General features: G+C 68.9%; 15 protein-coding genes. 6 read left to right on the forward strand and 9 right to left on the reverse strand.

Translation table 11 applies throughout. The features are described from left to right. Position 1: 1 nt before the first annotated feature. Both BEI_RS11120 and BEI_RS11125 read right to left on the reverse strand, forming a co-directional pair. A complete protein-coding gene (locus BEI_RS11120) occupies positions 2–2,023 on the reverse strand; it encodes a CocE/NonD family hydrolase (protein ID WP_097789595.1) in 2,022 nt (673 codons plus the stop codon). Positions 2,024–2,066: 43 nt separating this feature from the next. Beyond that, on the reverse strand, positions 2,067–3,371 hold the full coding sequence (locus tag BEI_RS11125) for an ATP-grasp domain-containing protein (protein ID WP_097789596.1): 1,305 nt from the start codon (positions 3,369–3,371) through the stop codon (positions 2,067–2,069). Positions 3,372–3,590: 219 nt separating this feature from the next. On the opposite strand from BEI_RS11125, the gene BEI_RS11130 reads away from it, so the two are divergent. Both BEI_RS11130 and BEI_RS11135 read left to right on the forward strand, forming a co-directional pair. Then, on the forward strand, positions 3,591–3,884 hold the full coding sequence (locus tag BEI_RS11130; RefSeq protein ID WP_097789597.1) for a winged helix-turn-helix domain-containing protein: 294 nt from the start codon (positions 3,591–3,593) through the stop codon (positions 3,882–3,884). A 64-nt stretch (positions 3,885–3,948) separates the two neighbouring features. Further along, positions 3,949–4,497, forward strand: coding sequence for a thioredoxin family protein (locus tag BEI_RS11135; RefSeq protein WP_097789598.1), 549 nt, complete (start codon positions 3,949–3,951; stop codon positions 4,495–4,497). A gap of 67 nt (positions 4,498–4,564) precedes the next feature. Here the strand turns inward: BEI_RS11135 and BEI_RS11140 are convergent, their stop codons facing one another. Both BEI_RS11140 and BEI_RS11145 read right to left on the reverse strand, forming a co-directional pair. Continuing rightward, positions 4,565–5,089 carry an OsmC family protein gene (locus tag BEI_RS11140; RefSeq protein ID WP_097789599.1) on the reverse strand — a complete coding sequence of 175 codons (525 nt, stop codon included), beginning with the start codon at positions 5,087–5,089 and terminating at the stop codon, positions 4,565–4,567. 182 nt (positions 5,090–5,271) lie between these two features. Next, complete coding sequence (locus BEI_RS11145; RefSeq protein WP_097789600.1) at positions 5,272–7,083, reverse strand: acyl-CoA dehydrogenase C-terminal domain-containing protein; 1,812 nt, start codon at positions 7,081–7,083, stop codon at positions 5,272–5,274. A gap of 30 nt (positions 7,084–7,113) precedes the next feature. On the opposite strand from BEI_RS11145, the gene BEI_RS19280 reads away from it, so the two are divergent. Then, positions 7,114–7,449: a hypothetical protein gene (locus BEI_RS19280; RefSeq protein WP_227644450.1), complete on the forward strand. Its 336-nt coding sequence runs from the start codon at positions 7,114–7,116 to the stop codon at positions 7,447–7,449. 113 nt (positions 7,450–7,562) lie between these two features. On the opposite strand, the gene BEI_RS11155 is transcribed toward BEI_RS19280, so the two are convergent. The 3 genes from BEI_RS11155 to BEI_RS11165 all read right to left on the reverse strand — a co-directional run bounded on the left by BEI_RS11155 (position 7,563) and on the right by BEI_RS11165 (position 10,827). Continuing rightward, positions 7,563–8,330 carry an SDR family NAD(P)-dependent oxidoreductase gene (locus BEI_RS11155; protein ID WP_097789601.1) on the reverse strand — a complete coding sequence of 256 codons (768 nt, stop codon included), beginning with the start codon at positions 8,328–8,330 and terminating at the stop codon, positions 7,563–7,565. 16 nt (positions 8,331–8,346) lie between these two features. Continuing rightward, on the reverse strand, positions 8,347–10,020 hold the full coding sequence (locus tag BEI_RS11160) for an AMP-binding protein (RefSeq protein WP_097789602.1): 1,674 nt from the start codon (positions 10,018–10,020) through the stop codon (positions 8,347–8,349). A gap of 240 nt (positions 10,021–10,260) precedes the next feature. Next, a complete protein-coding gene (locus BEI_RS11165) occupies positions 10,261–10,827 on the reverse strand; it encodes a TetR/AcrR family transcriptional regulator (protein ID WP_097789603.1) in 567 nt (188 codons plus the stop codon). 130 nt (positions 10,828–10,957) lie between these two features. Between BEI_RS11165 and BEI_RS11170 the strand changes: the two genes are divergently transcribed. Then, positions 10,958–12,145, forward strand: a complete 1,188-nt coding sequence (locus BEI_RS11170; RefSeq protein WP_097789604.1) for an acetyl-CoA C-acyltransferase — start codon at positions 10,958–10,960, stop codon at positions 12,143–12,145. Continuing rightward, positions 12,142–12,951: an alpha/beta fold hydrolase gene (locus tag BEI_RS11175; RefSeq protein ID WP_227644451.1), complete on the forward strand. Its 810-nt coding sequence runs from the start codon at positions 12,142–12,144 to the stop codon at positions 12,949–12,951. The genes BEI_RS11170 and BEI_RS11175 overlap by 4 nt, the downstream gene beginning before the upstream one ends. 3 nt (positions 12,952–12,954) lie before the next feature. Here the strand turns inward: BEI_RS11175 and BEI_RS11180 are convergent, their stop codons facing one another. Both BEI_RS11180 and BEI_RS11185 read right to left on the reverse strand, forming a co-directional pair. After that, entirely contained in the window at positions 12,955–13,758 is an 804-nt protein-coding gene (locus tag BEI_RS11180; protein WP_097789605.1) for an ABC transporter permease, read from the reverse strand. After that, positions 13,749–14,369: an ABC transporter ATP-binding protein gene (locus tag BEI_RS11185; RefSeq protein WP_227644452.1), complete on the reverse strand. Its 621-nt coding sequence runs from the start codon at positions 14,367–14,369 to the stop codon at positions 13,749–13,751. The genes BEI_RS11180 and BEI_RS11185 overlap by 10 nt, the downstream gene beginning before the upstream one ends. Before the next feature lie 158 nt (positions 14,370–14,527). On the opposite strand from BEI_RS11185, the gene BEI_RS11190 reads away from it, so the two are divergent. Then, positions 14,528–14,719 (forward strand): hypothetical protein, encoded by a 192-nt coding sequence (locus BEI_RS11190; RefSeq protein ID WP_097789606.1) that lies wholly within the window; start codon positions 14,528–14,530, stop codon positions 14,717–14,719. The last annotated feature ends 13 nt before the right edge of the window (positions 14,720–14,732 follow it).

A 14,732-nucleotide genomic window follows, 5' to 3' on the forward strand; every position in this document is an offset into this window, starting at 1 on the left:
ACTACACCAGCCGGCGGGGGATCTGCCGATCCCAGCTATGGCAGAAGACTCGCCGCTCGCCCTCGTAGGCGTCCAGGGTCGCATGCAGGTAGAAATACGCCGGATCCGAGGTGAGCACGGTGCGGGTGACCGTGGCGACCTCCCAGTCGTCCCGCTTCAACGAGCGTTCCCAGAGGGTCGTGCCCTGGACGGAGTCGAAGTCGTCGTCCCGAGAGCGGTAGGTCTCCACCGAGCGGATCTGCACCTCCAGCCCGGAATCCTCCAGCCGCCCTCGCCCGCGATCGTTGATCACCTCCAGGGTGGAGAGATCCTCGGCCAGGTCGCGGTGCACGTACCAGTTATGGTGCTCCGGTTCCAGCGGGGTCACGGGGATGGTCGGCGCGCCCTCCGGCTCGGGGAAGGCGATGGCCGCGTCCTCCGTGCGCCGGGGACGCCGGGGCAGCACCAGGGCGATGCCCTGGTCGTGGATGGTCAGCCGCACGTGCTCGGGAGGCGGCCAGGCCAGCGGCCAGTAGGAGGTCGAGATCGCCAGGCGCAGCCGATGCCCCTTGGGGAACACCTGGGCGATGTCGTTGAACTGGACCCGGACCCGGTAGCGCTTCCCCGGCGTCAGGGCTTCGGGGCTGGCATGGCCATCGCGGTGGCAGAGATTGAGCAGGCCATAGGTCACACGGGTCGCCTTGTCGTCGGGCGCCACGTCGGAGAGGCGCACCGCCACCATGGCCACGGGACGATCGGCGGCCACGTCGAGCTCCAGGACCGGGGCCCCGAGGATCTCCAGGGTCTCCCCCAGGGGGGGACTGTCGAAGGTCAGGGCACCACCGTCCTCCTCTCGCTGGTCGTGGGCCAGGTCGGGGCCGGCGGCGTAGGAACACCACTTGCCGGCGAAGAGCCCGCAGGTCAGTGGCGACTGAACCGTCAGCGGCCAGCTCTCGCGGCGTCGCTGGCCGTCCAGCGACAGCCGCCCCGGCGCCAACGGCAGCCGCCAGGCCTCGATGCGCGGCGAGGGCCAGTCGGGCTCGCCCACCCAGCGCCCGTGCCGGTGCCCATAGCGGGTGGTGGGCGGCATGCTGTCCTGCATCCAGGCCCGCAGGGCGGGGTCCTCGAGCACGCCCCGCTCCTCGTCCTTGAGCCACTGATCCCACCAGCGCAGGCATTCCTGCAGGAAGCCGATGGCCGGCCCGGGCTCGCCCAGGTGGGGATACTTGTGGCTCCACGGCCCCACCAGGCCGCGGGTCGGGCCCGGCAGGTGCTCGAGCAGGCGCATCACGGCATTGGAGTAGCCGTCGGCCCAGCCGCTGGCGGCCAGCACCGGGATCCGTACCTTCGAGAAGTCCTCGCAGATGGAGCCATGCCGCCAGTAGGCGTCCCGATGGGGGTGCTCGAGCCAGGTGGCGAGCCACAGGCCGCTGCCCTCGAGGCGCTGGTGCCACATGTCCCGCCAGCGCTCGCCGACCACGCTCGGATCCGGCGGCAGGGAGTTGTAGGCGAACATGGTGGACGCCCAGGAGAGGTTGTCGCCCAGCAGGCAGCCGCCCATGTAGTGGACGTCGTCCGCATAGCGATCATCGGTGGAGCAGACGGTGATCACGGCCTTGAGTTCGGGGGGCTGCCGGGCGGCCAGCTGCAGGCCGTTGAAGCCACCCCAGGAGATGCCGATCATGCCCACGCCGCCATCGCACCAGGGCTGGGCGGCCAGCCAGCGCAGGATGTCCTCGCCGTCGGCCAGCTCCTGCTCCAGATACTCGTCCTCCAGCACACCCTCGCTGTCCCCGCTGCCCCGCAGGTCGACCCGCACCCCGGCATAGCCGTGGCCGGCGAAGTAACGGTGATGGATGGCGTCGCGGCGGGCGGAACCGTCCCGCAGCCGGTAGGGGATGTATTCGAGGATGGCGGGCACGGGGCCCGTCTCGGCGCCCGCCGGCAGCCAGATCCGGGCGCACAGCCGGGTGCCGTCCCGCATGGGGATCCATACCGGATCCCGGCACTCGACCTCGTGGGGAAAGTCGCTGATCTCTCGCATCGCCGCCTCCTGCACACGCCGCCATACCGGGTGCCGGAAAGAATCATTCCTCGCCGTCCGATGACAGGGACGCGATCTCGAAGGGCAACGCGTCCTGGCAGTCGCGAATCCGCCGTCGCAGGGCATCCCGATCCTCGGCCCCGGTGAACAGGACCCCCAGCTCCCAGGAGAAGGAATCCTGGTGCAGCAGCTCGGTCAGACGCATCCCCTCCCGGACGTTCAACTCGACGAGGGTGCCGGGGTGCGCCGTCTCGACTCGCTCGATCTCCTCCGCCGTGGGGATCCGCCGCACGATGCCGTTCTCGAAGACCCGCAGCATCTGCTTGGCGGCGACGGCGTAGCGGCCCTCGCGAAACGGCATGCGAGGCGGAATGCCCAAGGCCACGTCCACCATCACCTGGAAGTGCGGTGCACCATCCACCAGCTGGAATATCGCGGCATGCGAGCGCGACAGGCGCGCGTTGATCTCCAGCAGCCAGAGGCGATCACTCTCTTCTTCATGGTAGAACTCGATGTTGAAGGGTGCATCGTCGTAGCCGATATGCGTCATCACCCGGCGGCTGAGCTCGATGATACGCGCCTGGACGGGGTCGGGGAGCGCACTGGGGTACTCGTAGCGCATCAGCACGGAACGGTGCTGACGGTCGCGCACGCTGTCCACGATGCCGGTCACCTCCACCCTCCCGTCCTGGACATAGCCTTCCAGGGTGCATTGCCGGCCCGCCGAGATGATCTGCTCGACCACGCAATGGTGGCCGTCGATCCCGGCCACCTCGTCGGGCAGGTCGAGATGGCGACAGACCTCGGAGAGGGGTTCGCCGAACCGGCCGATCCCCTTGCGAATGAGCGGCAGAGCCTCGCGAAGCTGCCGCTCGTCGGCGATATGAAATCCCAGCTGGGAGGAATGGGCCTTCACCGGCTTGATCCAGAAGGGATAGTCCACCTCGAGGGTGTCGATGGCATGCTCGTCGAAGGGATCCAGGGCCTGGAAGGCGGGCACGCATTCCGGTACCGCCTTCGACTGCTCCAGGCGACTCCAGTACTTGTGCTCGCACTTCAGCACCGCCTCGAGCGAGGGTCCCCGGTGACCGAGGGCGTCGCGCAGCACCGGCAGCAGCGCCGTGGTCGGGAAGTCCCAGACCCCGACGATGGCATCCACCGAGCCGGGGAAGCGCTCCAGTTCGTCCAGCGCATCCGCCACCAGGCGGTCGAAATGATACTCCTGGGCATGGACCGCCTCGTCCAGGGGCAGCAATCCATGAAACGCATAGTCCTCGGCATGGCGCAGCGTCGGCAGCAGGCGTCGACTCAGGTCGTCATGGCCGACGACGAAGACATTCCAGGCCATGGGGGGTTCCTCCCGGGCGTCGTTCAATGGACGCAGGACGGGGAACGGCAGTCGCAGCTTTCTCGGGTAAGCATGGCCCTTTCCGGTCCCGATGTGTTGATCCCGATCAAGTCTCCCCCGATCGGGGCGGTGCCGCTCGGGCCAGGGGCGCCGGCCGAGACTGGCAATGCCACCCGGCCCGTGTCAGCCTGAGGGGTTCATACTCCGGGACTCTCCCCCATGGCACTCAGCAAGACCCAATCGAGCTTCTATCGTCGTCTCTACGTCGCCCACCTGGGCCCCGCCGGCACCGCGAGCGTGCCGGCGATCATGGAGGCCACCGGCATGCCTCGCCGCACCGCCCAGGACACCCTGACCGCCCTGGCCGAGCTGGACATCCGCTGCGAGTTCGAGCCCGAGCCCGGCCAGCGCCATAACATCGGCCGTTACGTGATTCGCGACTGGGGGCCCATCGACCCCGACTGGGTCGCGAGTCATGCCGACCGATTGCGCCTGGCCCTGGGCTATCCCTGAGCCCGTCGGCATCGGGCGCGTCTCTGTTAGGATGAAAGTCGACACCCTCGACGCCGGAGGCCCCATGACCCTCACTCCCTCCAACATGATCGAGCTGGGCAGCCCCCTGCCGCCCTTCCGCCTGCCCGATGCCGAAGGCCACACGGTGGGCAGCGACGACTACCCCGACCAGCCCCTGCTGGTAATCTTCATGTGCAACCACTGCCCCTTCGTCAAGCACGTGGCGGATGCCCTGGCGGACTTCACCCGGGAGTACCAGGCCAGGGGACTGGCGGTGGTGGGCATCAACAGCAACGACCCACGGGCGCACCCGGATGACCGTCCCGAGAGAATGATCGAGGAGGCCGAGGCCCGGGGCTATACCTTCCCCTATCTGGTCGACGAGAGCCAGGACGTGGCCCGCGCCTTCCAGGCCGCCTGCACGCCGGACTTCTTCCTGTTCGACCGGGATCATCGGCTCGCCTATCGCGGCCAGTTCGACGGCAGTCGACCCAGCAAGGATACGCCGGTGACCGGGGCGGATCTGCGCGCCGCCGCGGACGCCGTGCTGGCCGGGCGCGCACCCGACCCGGACCAGAAGCCGTCGATGGGCTGCAATATCAAGTGGAAATGACCCGCGAGGCCCCCTGGCGGCCGGCCTCACCGCCCGCACCCCCGGCGCCCGGCTGCCGGGGGCTGGCTCAGGGCAGGGCCTCGGGCGGGCGAACCCGCCGGGAAATGTCGATGGGCACGCCCCGGCTCAGGGTCTGGTAGACCACGCAATAGCGCTCCGTCAGGCGCAGCAGGGTGTCGACCTCGGCCTCGTCGGCATCCGTGACCAGGGCGACGTGCAGGCGGACGGCCCGGAACCCCACCGGTGCGTCCTTGGCGACACCGAGCGTACCGCGAAAGTCCAGGTCGCCCTCGACGAAGACCTCCCCGTCCCGCAGGTCGATCCCCAGGGCCGTGGCCACCGCGCCCAGGGTAACCCCGGCACAGGCCGCCAGGGCCTCCAGCAGCATGTCACCGGAACAGGCGGCGTGCCCGCTGCCGCCGGTCGCCGGATGAAGCCCCGCCTCGACCAGCGCCCTGCCCGTCTCGAGGCGACAGGTGACGCCCTCGCCGAGTCGCCCCCGGGCCTCGAGGGTCACCAGGGCGGCCTCGGGCTCCTGCGCATAGCGTCGCTTCAGGGGCGCCTGGCGTGATTTCAGTTCGTCGGCTTTCATGGCCGTGATCTCCCGCACGATGAACGCAAGGCTCGGGAGGCGATCGACGACCCGGGCCTGATCAGAGCATGGTCGTTTCCCGGCAGGGACTCCAGCGCGACGTCGGCCAACGAAAAAACGCGGCGGACAGTCGTCCGCCGCAACAGTCCCGATCGATGAAGCCGGTCGGAGAGAGTCGGGAATCAGATCTCGAAGCCCAGGCCGAAGTCGTCGGCGGAGATCGCCATCAGCGATTCGGCTCCCGCCTGGATCATCTGGGCATGGGCCCGGGTGCGCGGCAGGAGCCGGTCGAAGTAGAACCGGGCGGTATCGATCTTGGCACGATAGAAGGGCGCCTCCTCGGTGCCGGCCTCCAGCGCCGAGCGAGCCTGCTTGACGGCCCGGGCGAAGAGGTAGGCCAGGGTCACGTAGCCGGCGTACATCAGGTAGTCGACGCTGGCGGCGCCCACCTCCTCGCGATCGGTCATGGCCTTCATGCCCACGCCGGTGGTCAACTCGCCCCACTCGGCGTTGAGCTTGGCCAGCGGGCGCACGAACTCGGCCATGCCCGGGGTGGCCTCCTCGGCCTGGCAGAACTTGTGGATCTCCTTGGTGAACATCTTCAGGGTCTCGCCCTGGTTCATCAGCACCTTGCGCCCCAGCAGGTCCAGGGCCTGGATGCCGGTGGTGCCCTCGTAGAGGCGGGTGATGCGGGCATCACGCACCAGTTGCTCCATGCCCCATTCCCGGATGAAGCCATGCCCCCCGAAGACCTGAACGCCCTCGTTGGTGGCCTCGAACCCCACCTCGGTGAGGAAGGCCTTGACGATCGGCGTCAGCAGGCCGAGCAGGGCCTCGGCACGGTCGCGTTCGGCGACGTCCTGGCCATGTTCCACCACGTCGATCATCTGGGCGGCGTAATAGACCAGCATGCGCCCGCCCTCCGCGAAGGCCTTCTGGGTCAGCAGCATGCGACGCACGTCGGGGTGGACGATGATGGGATCGGCGGGCTTGTCCGCGGCCTTGGGACCGGACAGCGAGCGCATCTGCAGGCGATCCCGGGCATAGGCCAGCGCGTTCTGGAAGCTGGTCTCGGCGAGCCCCAGGCCCTGGATGCCGGTGCCGATGCGGGCGGCGTTCATCATGGTGAACATGCAGGCCAGGCCCTTGTGGGGAGCGCCCACGAGGAAGCCCCTGGCGCCGTCGAAGTTCATCACGCAGGTGGCATTGCCGTGGATGCCCATCTTGTGCTCCAGGGAACCGCAGGTCACGCCGTTGCGCTCGCCGGGATGGCCCTCGGCATCCGGCAGGTACTTGGGGACCACGAACAGCGAGATGCCCTTGGAGCCCTCCGGGGCGTCGGGCAGCTTGGCCAGCACCAGGTGGACGATGTTCTCGGCCAGGTCGTGTTCGCCGGCGGAGATAAAGATCTTGGTGCCGGAAATCTCGTAGGCATCGCCGTCGGTCGGCACCGCCCGGGTCTTGAGCAGCCCCAGGTCGGTGCCGCAGTGGGGCTCGGTCAGGCACATGGTGCCGGTCCAGGTGCCCTCGACCAGCTTGGTCAGGTAGGTGGCCTTCTGGTCCTCGGTGCCGTGGTGGTGGAGGGCGGCGGAGGCGCCGTGGGACAGCCCCGGGTACATGCCCCAGGCCAGGTTGGACGAGGCCAGCATCTCCGAGAGGATCTGGGACAGCGAATGCGGGAGGCCCTGGCCACCCTGGTCCGGGTCCGCGGCCAGGCTCGGCCAGCCGCCCTCCACGTATTGCCGATAGGCTTCCTTGAAGCCCTTGGGCGCCTTGACCTCGCCCCCTTCCAGCCGGCACCCCTCCTGGTCGCCGCTCTGGTTGAGCGGCATCAGAACCTCGCGGGCGAAGCGGGCGCCCTCCTCCAGGATCGCCGAGACCACGTCCGGGGTGGCGTCCTCGCCGCCGGGCAGGCGCGCATAGTGGGCCGGGTAGTCCAGGAGCTCTTCCATCACGAAACGCATGTCGCGCAGCGGGGCCTGGTAGTCGGGCATCTCGTCTCTCCTCGGAGTCGCAGGGCGGCGATGGCCGCGATCAAACATGTGTTTGAAACTAGCGCCGAACGACGGATCAAGTCAAGCGTTCGTTTTAAAACGAGAGCGAAGAAGCTGGAAGCTGGAAGCTGGAAGCTGGAAGCTGGAAGCTGGAAGCTGGAAGCTGGAAGCTGGAAGCTGGAAGCTGGAAGCTGGAAGCTGGAAGCTGGAAGCTGGAAGCTGGAAGCTGGAAGCTGGAAGCTGGAAGCTGGAAGCTGGAAGCTGGAAGCTGGAAGCTGGAAGCTGGAAGCTGGAAGCTGGAAGCTGGAAGGCAGCATGAACCCCGACATCATGGGGTCAAGGTTTTTCTTCGAGCTTCCAGCTTAAGCCCGCGAAGCGGGCGCTCTTCCAGCTCCGGGCGAAGCCCGGTCGGGGTTTCCTTCAAGCTTCCAGCTTACGGCCGCGAAGGGGGCGATCTTCCAGCTCCGGGCGAAGCCCGGCTACTGCATGCGGATGCCGCCGTCCAGGCGGATCACCTCGCCGTTGAGCATGGGATTGGTGACGATCTGCTCGGCCAGCCGGGCGAACTCGTCGGGCTTGCCCAGTCGCTTGGGGAAAGGCACCGAGGCGGAGAGGGCCTCCACGGCCTCCTCGGGGATGTCGCTCATCATCGGCGTCTCGAAGACCCCCGGGGCGATGGCCATCACCCGGATGCCGTGACGCGACAGTTCCCGGGCCGCCGGCAGGCTCATGCCCACCACCCCGGCCTTGGAGGCGCTGTAGGCGCACTGCCCCACCTGGCCGTCGAAGGCGGCCACGGAGGCGGTGTTGATCAGCACGCCGCGCTCTCCGTCCACCCCCGGGGCATTCCTGGCCATGGCCGCGGCGGCCAGACGCATGACGTTGAAGGTGCCCACCAGGTTGATCTGGACGGTGCGGGCATAGGCTTCCAGGTCGGCAGGATGGCCCTCGCGGTCGAGGACCTTGGCCACGCTGACCACGCCGGCGCAGTGCACCACCCCGGCCAGTCCCCGGTCGCCGCCGAGGGCCACGGCGGCGTCCACCGCGGCCTGGATGTCGTCGGCCGAGGTGACGTCGCCGCGCACGGCCTGGGCCGCCTCGCCGAGGCGCTCGGCATGGGCCTCGACGGCGTCGCTGAGGTCGCACAGCACCACGCGCCCGCCCCCGGCCACCAGGCGCTCGGCGGTGGCCGCCCCCAGCCCGGAGGCGGCGCCGGTGATCAGAAAGGTGTTGTCCTTCACTTGCATCGATGGATCTCCACGATCATTGGGCGGCAGGGGTCTCCGCCTTGTCGGCGGCATCCGCGCGCAACTTGAAGCGCTGGATCTTGCCGCTGGGTGTCTTGGGCAGGGTGTCGACGAATTCGATCACCCGCGGGAAGGCATGGGTCGAGAGGCGCTCGCGAACCTGCTGGCGAATCTCGTCGGCCAGCTCGTCGCTCGGCTCGAAGCCCTCGCGCAGCACCACATAGGACTTGATGATCTCGCCGCGGATCTCGTCGGGCTGGCCGACGGCGGCGGACTCGGCCACGGCCGGATGGGTGAGCACGGAGTTCTCCACGTCGGTGGGGCCCACCCGGTAGCCGGCGGTGGTGATGATGTCGTCGTCACGGCCGGCGAACTGGAAGGTGCCGTCCTCGTTGCGCATCACCACGTCGCCGGTGAGGTAGTAGCCCTCGGCGAAGGGGTGCTTTTCCTGCCAAGTGTAGCCGGCGAAGAAATGCGCGGGGGAGTTGGCGATGTCCACCGCCAGCACGCCGGGCTCGCCGGGAGGCAGCTCCTTGTACTCGGCATCGAGGATCGCCAGCCGGTAGCCGGGCATCGGCACGCCCATGCCCCCCACGTGCTTGGGATGCTCCAGGGCGTGATGGTTGCAGCAGGTCATGCCGGTCTCGGTCTGGCCGTAGTGATCCATCACCGGGCAACCCAGGGCGCTTTCCACCCAGGTGACCACCTCGGTGTTGAGCGGCTCGCCGGCGGAGCTGGCACGGCGCAGCGCCAGGGTCTCGTGGGCATCGTCGAACAGCCCCGAGGCCTTCATCAGCCGGTAGGCGGTGGGCGCGGCGGCGAAGTTGGTGATGCGGTGGCGCTTCATGAAGGCCAGCGCGCCCTCGGCGCTGAAGCCGGCCTCGCAGAAGTGGGTGGTCACCCCCAGCAGCAGCGGCCCGGCGATGGCGTAGTAGAGGCCGTAGGCCCAGCCCGGATCGGCCATGTTCCAGAAGCGGTCGCTGGGCTCCAGGCCGATGGCCAGCTCCATGTACAGGGCGAAGGCCGGCATCGCCGACAGGGGCACCGCCACGCCTTTCGGCTTGCCCACGGTGCCGGAGGTGAACATCTGCAGGAAGGGCGCCTCGGGCGACTGGCGAGGCGGCGCGGTGGTGATCGGGGCATGGGCCAGGGCCTGCTGCCAGTCCAGATCGTCGGCGTGCTCGGCATCGGGGCCTTCCACGGTGAGCACCGGCGGACAGCTGGCCAGCCCATCGAACTTGAAGCGATTGGCGTGATCGGTGATCACCAGCTTGGTGTCGGCGCGGCCCAGGCGATATTCCACCGAATCGGGGCCGAAGGCGGTGAACAGCGGCTGATAGACCGCGCCGATCCGCCAGGTGGCCAGCACCGCGATGAGCAGCTGAGGGGAACGGGGCAGCATGCAGGCGATGCGATCCCCTTCCCCCAGGCCGCGACTGGCGAGCCAGCCGGCCAGCTTCTCGCTCTCGGCGGCCAGTTCGGCGTAGCTCAGGGTCGTGACCCGGCCTTCGGTGTCCTCGTGCACCAGCGCCGGCACCTCCCCGCGTCCTTCGCGAAGGTGGCGGCCACAGCAGGCCTCGAAGGCATTGAGTCGGCCATCCCGATGATCATCGAGCCGGGCGATGACGTCGTCGATGGAGAAGCTGTCCAGATAGGTGCGGTAATCGGGAAGGGTCGCGGGTGTGCTCATAAACTGCCTCTCTGCTAATCGGCCATGGGCGTGGCCGCCCGGGCCTGTTGTGCTTGTTGTCGGCGATCGGCTGTCAGCCAGCGTGCGGCGCTGATGGCCAACCTTCCTCTGGTTAGCCGCAGTTGACGTAAGCGTCAACCTAACAAGCGCTAGGTACAACCTAGAGGCTTCGCCCGGCCGGGGCAAGGCGCAACACGCCGGCAAGGCACTAGACGATGGTCGAGCCCGCCGATCGGGGTCTCAGGCGGGACGGGTGATCATGGCGATGAGCTCGCGGGCGAGATCCTCCGGGGAACGCTCGCCGAGGGGATCGTACCAGCGCACGGTCCAGTTCAGGGCGCCCATCACGAAGCGCGAGACCAGGAAGCGATCCCCCTGGATCAGGCCGACGGCGAGGGCCTCGTCGATCACCTCCTCCCAGAGCGCCTCGTAGGCGTCCCGCAGGTGGCTGAGATGCGAGCGGGCCTCGGGATCCAGGCGTCGCCACTCGTAGAGCGCCACCACATGGGCATTGCGATCGGTGAGCAGGGTCTCGAGATGCGCCCGCGCCATGGCATGCAACCTCGCCTCGGGGTTGCGGTCGCATTGGTCGAGGGCGGCGCGTGCGAGGCCGAGGGCGTTCTCGGTCCCCTCCTCGATCACCGCGGCCAGGATCTCCTGCTTGTCGCGGAAGTGATGGAAGAGGCTGCCCGACTTGATCCCCATCTCCTGGGCCAGCATGCGCACCGTGGTGCGATCGAAGCCTTCCTGGACGAAGAGCTGGGCGGCCAGGCGAGTGAGCTCCTTGCGACGCGGCGAGTCATTCATTACATTCATCGACGTTTACACTAGCGCTTGCTTGGTTGACCCTGAGAAAACCACAGCCCTGCCGGCAGGTCAACGCGCCGCCACGGCCCTTCCAGCACAATCACAACCATCGACGTTCGGGAGAATCATCATGAGCCAGTCCCAAGACATCGTCTTCCTTTCCGCGACCCGTACGCCCATGGGCGGTCTGCTGGGCAGCCTGTCCAGCGTCACCGCCCCGGAACTCGCCGCCACCGCGATCCGTGCGGCCATCGAACGGGCCGGCATCCAGGCCGACGCCATCGACGAGGGCATCCTGGGGTGCGTGCTGCCCGCCGGCGTCAAGCAGGGCCCGGCCCGTCAGGCCATGCGCCAGGCCGGCATCCCCGACGCCATCGGGGCCACCACCGTCAACAAGCTGTGCGGCTCCGGCATGAAGGCCACCATGCTGGCCCACGACCTGATCCGCGCCGGTTCCGGCGAGATCCTGCTGGCCGGGGGCATGGAGTCCATGTCCAACGCGCCCCATGTGCTGACCAAGGCACGCTCAGGGTACCGGCTCGGCCATGGGGAGCTGAAGGACCACATGTTCCTGGACGGTCTGGAGGATGCCGAGACCGGCAAGCTGATGGGCGGCTTCGCTCAGGAGATCGCGACCCGGCGCGAGTATTCCCGCGAGCGGCTGGACGATTTCGCCATCGCCTCGCTGGAGCGCGCCATGGAGGCCACCAACGCCGGTCACCTGGATGCCGAGATGGCGCCGGTCACGGTGTCGGGTCGCCATGGCGACACCGTCGTCGAGCACGACGAGCAGCCCTTCCAGGCCAAGCTGGACAAGATTCGCTCGCTGCGCCCGGCCTTCGCCAAGGACGGGACCATTACCGCCGCCAACTCCAGCTCCATCTCCGACGGCGCCTCGGCGCTGATCCTGGCCAGCCAGGCCGCCGCGGACCGCGTGGGCGCCACGCCCATCGCCCGCATGCTGGGGCACAGCACCCACTCGCGTCACCCCAGCGAGTTCACCATCGCCCCGGTGGGCGCCATCGAGAAGCTGATGACCAAGCTCGGCTGGGGCGTGAACGACGTCGACCTCTTCGAGATCAACGAGGCCTTCGCGGTGGTCACTCTGATGGCCATGGACGACCTGGGCCTGCCTCACGACAAGGTCAACGTCTTCGGCGGCGCCTGCGCCCAGGGCCACCCGATCGGCTCCACCGGCTCGCGGATCATCGCCACCCTGATCCATGCCCTGCGCACCAAGGGCGGCAAGCGCGGCATCGCCAGCCTGTGCATCGGCGGCGGCGAGGCCACGGCGGTGGCCGTGGAACTGATCGATTGAGCCTCGACGATCGGGACGACGGCTCGATGACGTCCCACTGGATCGAGACGGAGCACGGCGGCCTGCATGCCATGTGCTGGTCGCCCCCGGGGTCGGCCCCACGCAGTCCCGTCGTGCTGCTGCACGACTCCCTGGGCTGCGTGGGGCTGTGGCGGGACTTCCCGGAGCGACTGGCCCGAGCGACGGGTCGCGCGGTCGTGGCCTACGATCGCCTGGGATACGGCCGTTCCGACCCCTATCCGGGGTCCCTGCCCCACCGCTTCATCGACGATGAGGCGCGGCACGGCTTCGCCGCGCTGCGCCACCGGTTGGGACTCGAACGCTTCGTGCTCCTCGGCCATAGCGTAGGCGGCGCCATGGCCACCGTGGCTGCCGGCCGCCATGCGGAGGCCTGCGAGGGACTGATCACCGTCTCGGCCCAGGCCTATGTGGAGGAACGCACCCTGGCCGGCATCCGCGAGGCCGAACGGGCCTTCCACGAACCCGGTCGGATGGCGCGCCTGGCGCGACACCATGGCGCCAAGGCCGACTGGGTACTGCGCTCCTGGGTCGACACCTGGCATGCCGAGGCGTTCCGGCACTGGTGCCTGGACGAGGCCCTCGCCGAGGTGCGCTGCCCCACCCTGGTGATCCACGGCGAGTGCGACGAATACGGCTCGCTCGGCCAGCCACGGCGGATCGCCTCCCTGACGCCCGGCGGCGAGCCGACGCTCCTGTCCGACTGCGGCCATGTCCCCCATCGAGAGTGCCCGGAACGGCTGATCGAGGTCATCCGCGCCTTCCTGGCGCCCCCCGCCTCGGGCTGACGCTCACCCCTTGGGCGCCGCCAGCCGCTCCAGCCTTAACCGTTCGCGCCCGTCGAAGAGCCGCCGGCTGGCCAGCGCCACTGCGGCCAGGGTGCCGAAGCCCGTCCCCAGGGTGATGGTGAACATGATCAGGATCTGATACTTCACCGCCAGGGCCGGGGCGGTGCCGGCCAGGATCTGGCCGGTCATCATGCCCGGCAGGCTGACCACGCCGGCGGCGGCCATGGCGTTGATCACCGGCGTCAGGCCGCTGCGCATCGCCTCGCGGCGAAGGTCGCCGATGGCTTCCCGCCAGGATTGTCCGAGCATCAGGCGATTCTCGATCAGCGACCGCTGCTGCCAGGCGCCATCGGTCAGGCGATCCAGCGCCAGGGCCACGCCGGTCATGGTGTTGCCGAGCATCATGCCCAGCAGCGGAATGGCGTACTGGGGCCGATACCAGGGCTCGGGCCCGATGATCACCGTCAGGGTCAGTACCGCCACGGTGAAGGACGACAGGAACATCGCCAGGGTGCCGACCCCGAAGGCCCAGCCTCCCAGCAGGCGGCGCTTCTGACGGGCCACCACCTCGCCGCCGGGCATCAGCAGCATGGCCAGCGCCATCAACGCCACCCAGTGGAAGCGCGCCACGGCGAACAGGGCCTCGAGCACCACCCCCACCAGGGCCAGCTGGATCACCGTGCGCGCCGCGGCGATCAGCAGGCTGCGCCCCATGCCCAGCCGCCCCGCCACCGTGCAGCCGGCAAGCGCGACCACCAGCAGGGCGGCGAGGGCCAGCTGCCACCAGGCGAGTGCGATCACTTGCATGGCGCCGAGACCTCCTCGACCAGCCGCTTGCCTTCGAGACGGACATGCCGGGTGGCGACCCGGGCGATCTGCGCCGGCTCATGGGCGACCCAGATCACCGGCCACCCCTCCTCGTGGATACGGGACAGGAGCCAGCCCTCGACCCGGCGGGTGCTGGCGTCGTCCAGGTTGGCCGTGGGCTCGTCCAGCAGCAGCACCGATGGGGCCCGCACCAGGGCCCGCAACAGCGCCAGGCGCTGCTTCTCCCCGGAGGACAGCCGGCTCACCGGCCAGTCGAGGACCTCGCGGTCGAAGCCCAGCGCCGCCAGCCCCGGGATCTCGTCCCGGGGAAAGTGGTCGCCCACCCGCTCGGCCCACCACTGGCTCTCGGCCGGGACCAGCATGACCCGACGACGCCATTCATGCCCCGGCAGGGAGGATTGCGCCCTCTCCCCGAGCCACACTTCCCCTTCATGGGGCTCCAGGTCGGCGACGGCCCGCAGCAGCCGGGTCTTCCCGGCTCCGCTGGCGCCGGAGAGACAGAGGATCTCGCCGGGAGCGATGGTCAGGTCGAGCCCCCTGAGCTCGCCGATGGCGAGGGCCTCGAGGCGCAGGGCATCCGTGGCAGGCAACACGGCCTCCTTCGCAGGGAACGACATGGCGCCGATCATAGCAGTGTCATCCGAGCGGATGCGCGGCGAGGCGTCCCCGTTGCACACATATGGAAACCCATATACATTCCCCGCATGCCATTCCTCCCTTCGCAGGAAGACGCCCCGGCAGGAGGGCCATGTCCTTCGTCGCCCGGGCCTTCATGGGAGGCGAGGACCGGGAAGGCTTGAAGCCCTCCGCCGGCCAGGGTCGCCTCGTCGGCGGTCAGGTGACGCCCAAGCGGCCGGGAAACGATCCCACCGAGCGCCGACCCGAGCGGGAGGCATCGGCAGCGCCCCCGTGGGCCCGGGTCACCCCGCATGCGATCTGACAGGAGTCACGAC

The sequence above is a fragment of the Halomonas beimenensis genome, from assembly GCF_002549795.1.
Lineage (GTDB): Bacteria > Pseudomonadota > Gammaproteobacteria > Pseudomonadales > Halomonadaceae > Halomonas > Halomonas beimenensis.

Coding starts and splice junctions, on each gene's coding strand:
- BEI_RS11140 (WP_097789599.1), bottom strand. CDS start 5,089: ATGAAAGCCGACGAACTGAAATCACGCCAGGCGCCCCTGAAGCGACGC.
- BEI_RS11155 (WP_097789601.1), bottom strand. CDS start 8,330: ATGCAAGTGAAGGACAACACCTTTCTGATCACCGGCGCCGCCTCCGGG.
- BEI_RS11120 (WP_097789595.1), bottom strand. CDS start 2,023: ATGCGAGAGATCAGCGACTTTCCCCACGAGGTCGAGTGCCGGGATCCG.
- BEI_RS11170 (WP_097789604.1), top strand. CDS start 10,958: ATGAGCCAGTCCCAAGACATCGTCTTCCTTTCCGCGACCCGTACGCCC.
- BEI_RS11135 (WP_097789598.1), top strand. CDS start 3,949: ATGACCCTCACTCCCTCCAACATGATCGAGCTGGGCAGCCCCCTGCCG.
- BEI_RS19280 (WP_227644450.1), top strand. CDS start 7,114: ATGGCCGCGATCAAACATGTGTTTGAAACTAGCGCCGAACGACGGATC.
- BEI_RS11145 (WP_097789600.1), bottom strand. CDS start 7,083: ATGCCCGACTACCAGGCCCCGCTGCGCGACATGCGTTTCGTGATGGAA.
- BEI_RS11190 (WP_097789606.1), top strand. CDS start 14,528: ATGTCCTTCGTCGCCCGGGCCTTCATGGGAGGCGAGGACCGGGAAGGC.
- BEI_RS11180 (WP_097789605.1), bottom strand. CDS start 13,758: ATGCAAGTGATCGCACTCGCCTGGTGGCAGCTGGCCCTCGCCGCCCTG.
- BEI_RS11160 (WP_097789602.1), bottom strand. CDS start 10,020: ATGAGCACACCCGCGACCCTTCCCGATTACCGCACCTATCTGGACAGC.
- BEI_RS11165 (WP_097789603.1), bottom strand. CDS start 10,827: ATGAATGACTCGCCGCGTCGCAAGGAGCTCACTCGCCTGGCCGCCCAG.
- BEI_RS11125 (WP_097789596.1), bottom strand. CDS start 3,371: ATGGCCTGGAATGTCTTCGTCGTCGGCCATGACGACCTGAGTCGACGC.
- BEI_RS11130 (WP_097789597.1), top strand. CDS start 3,591: ATGGCACTCAGCAAGACCCAATCGAGCTTCTATCGTCGTCTCTACGTC.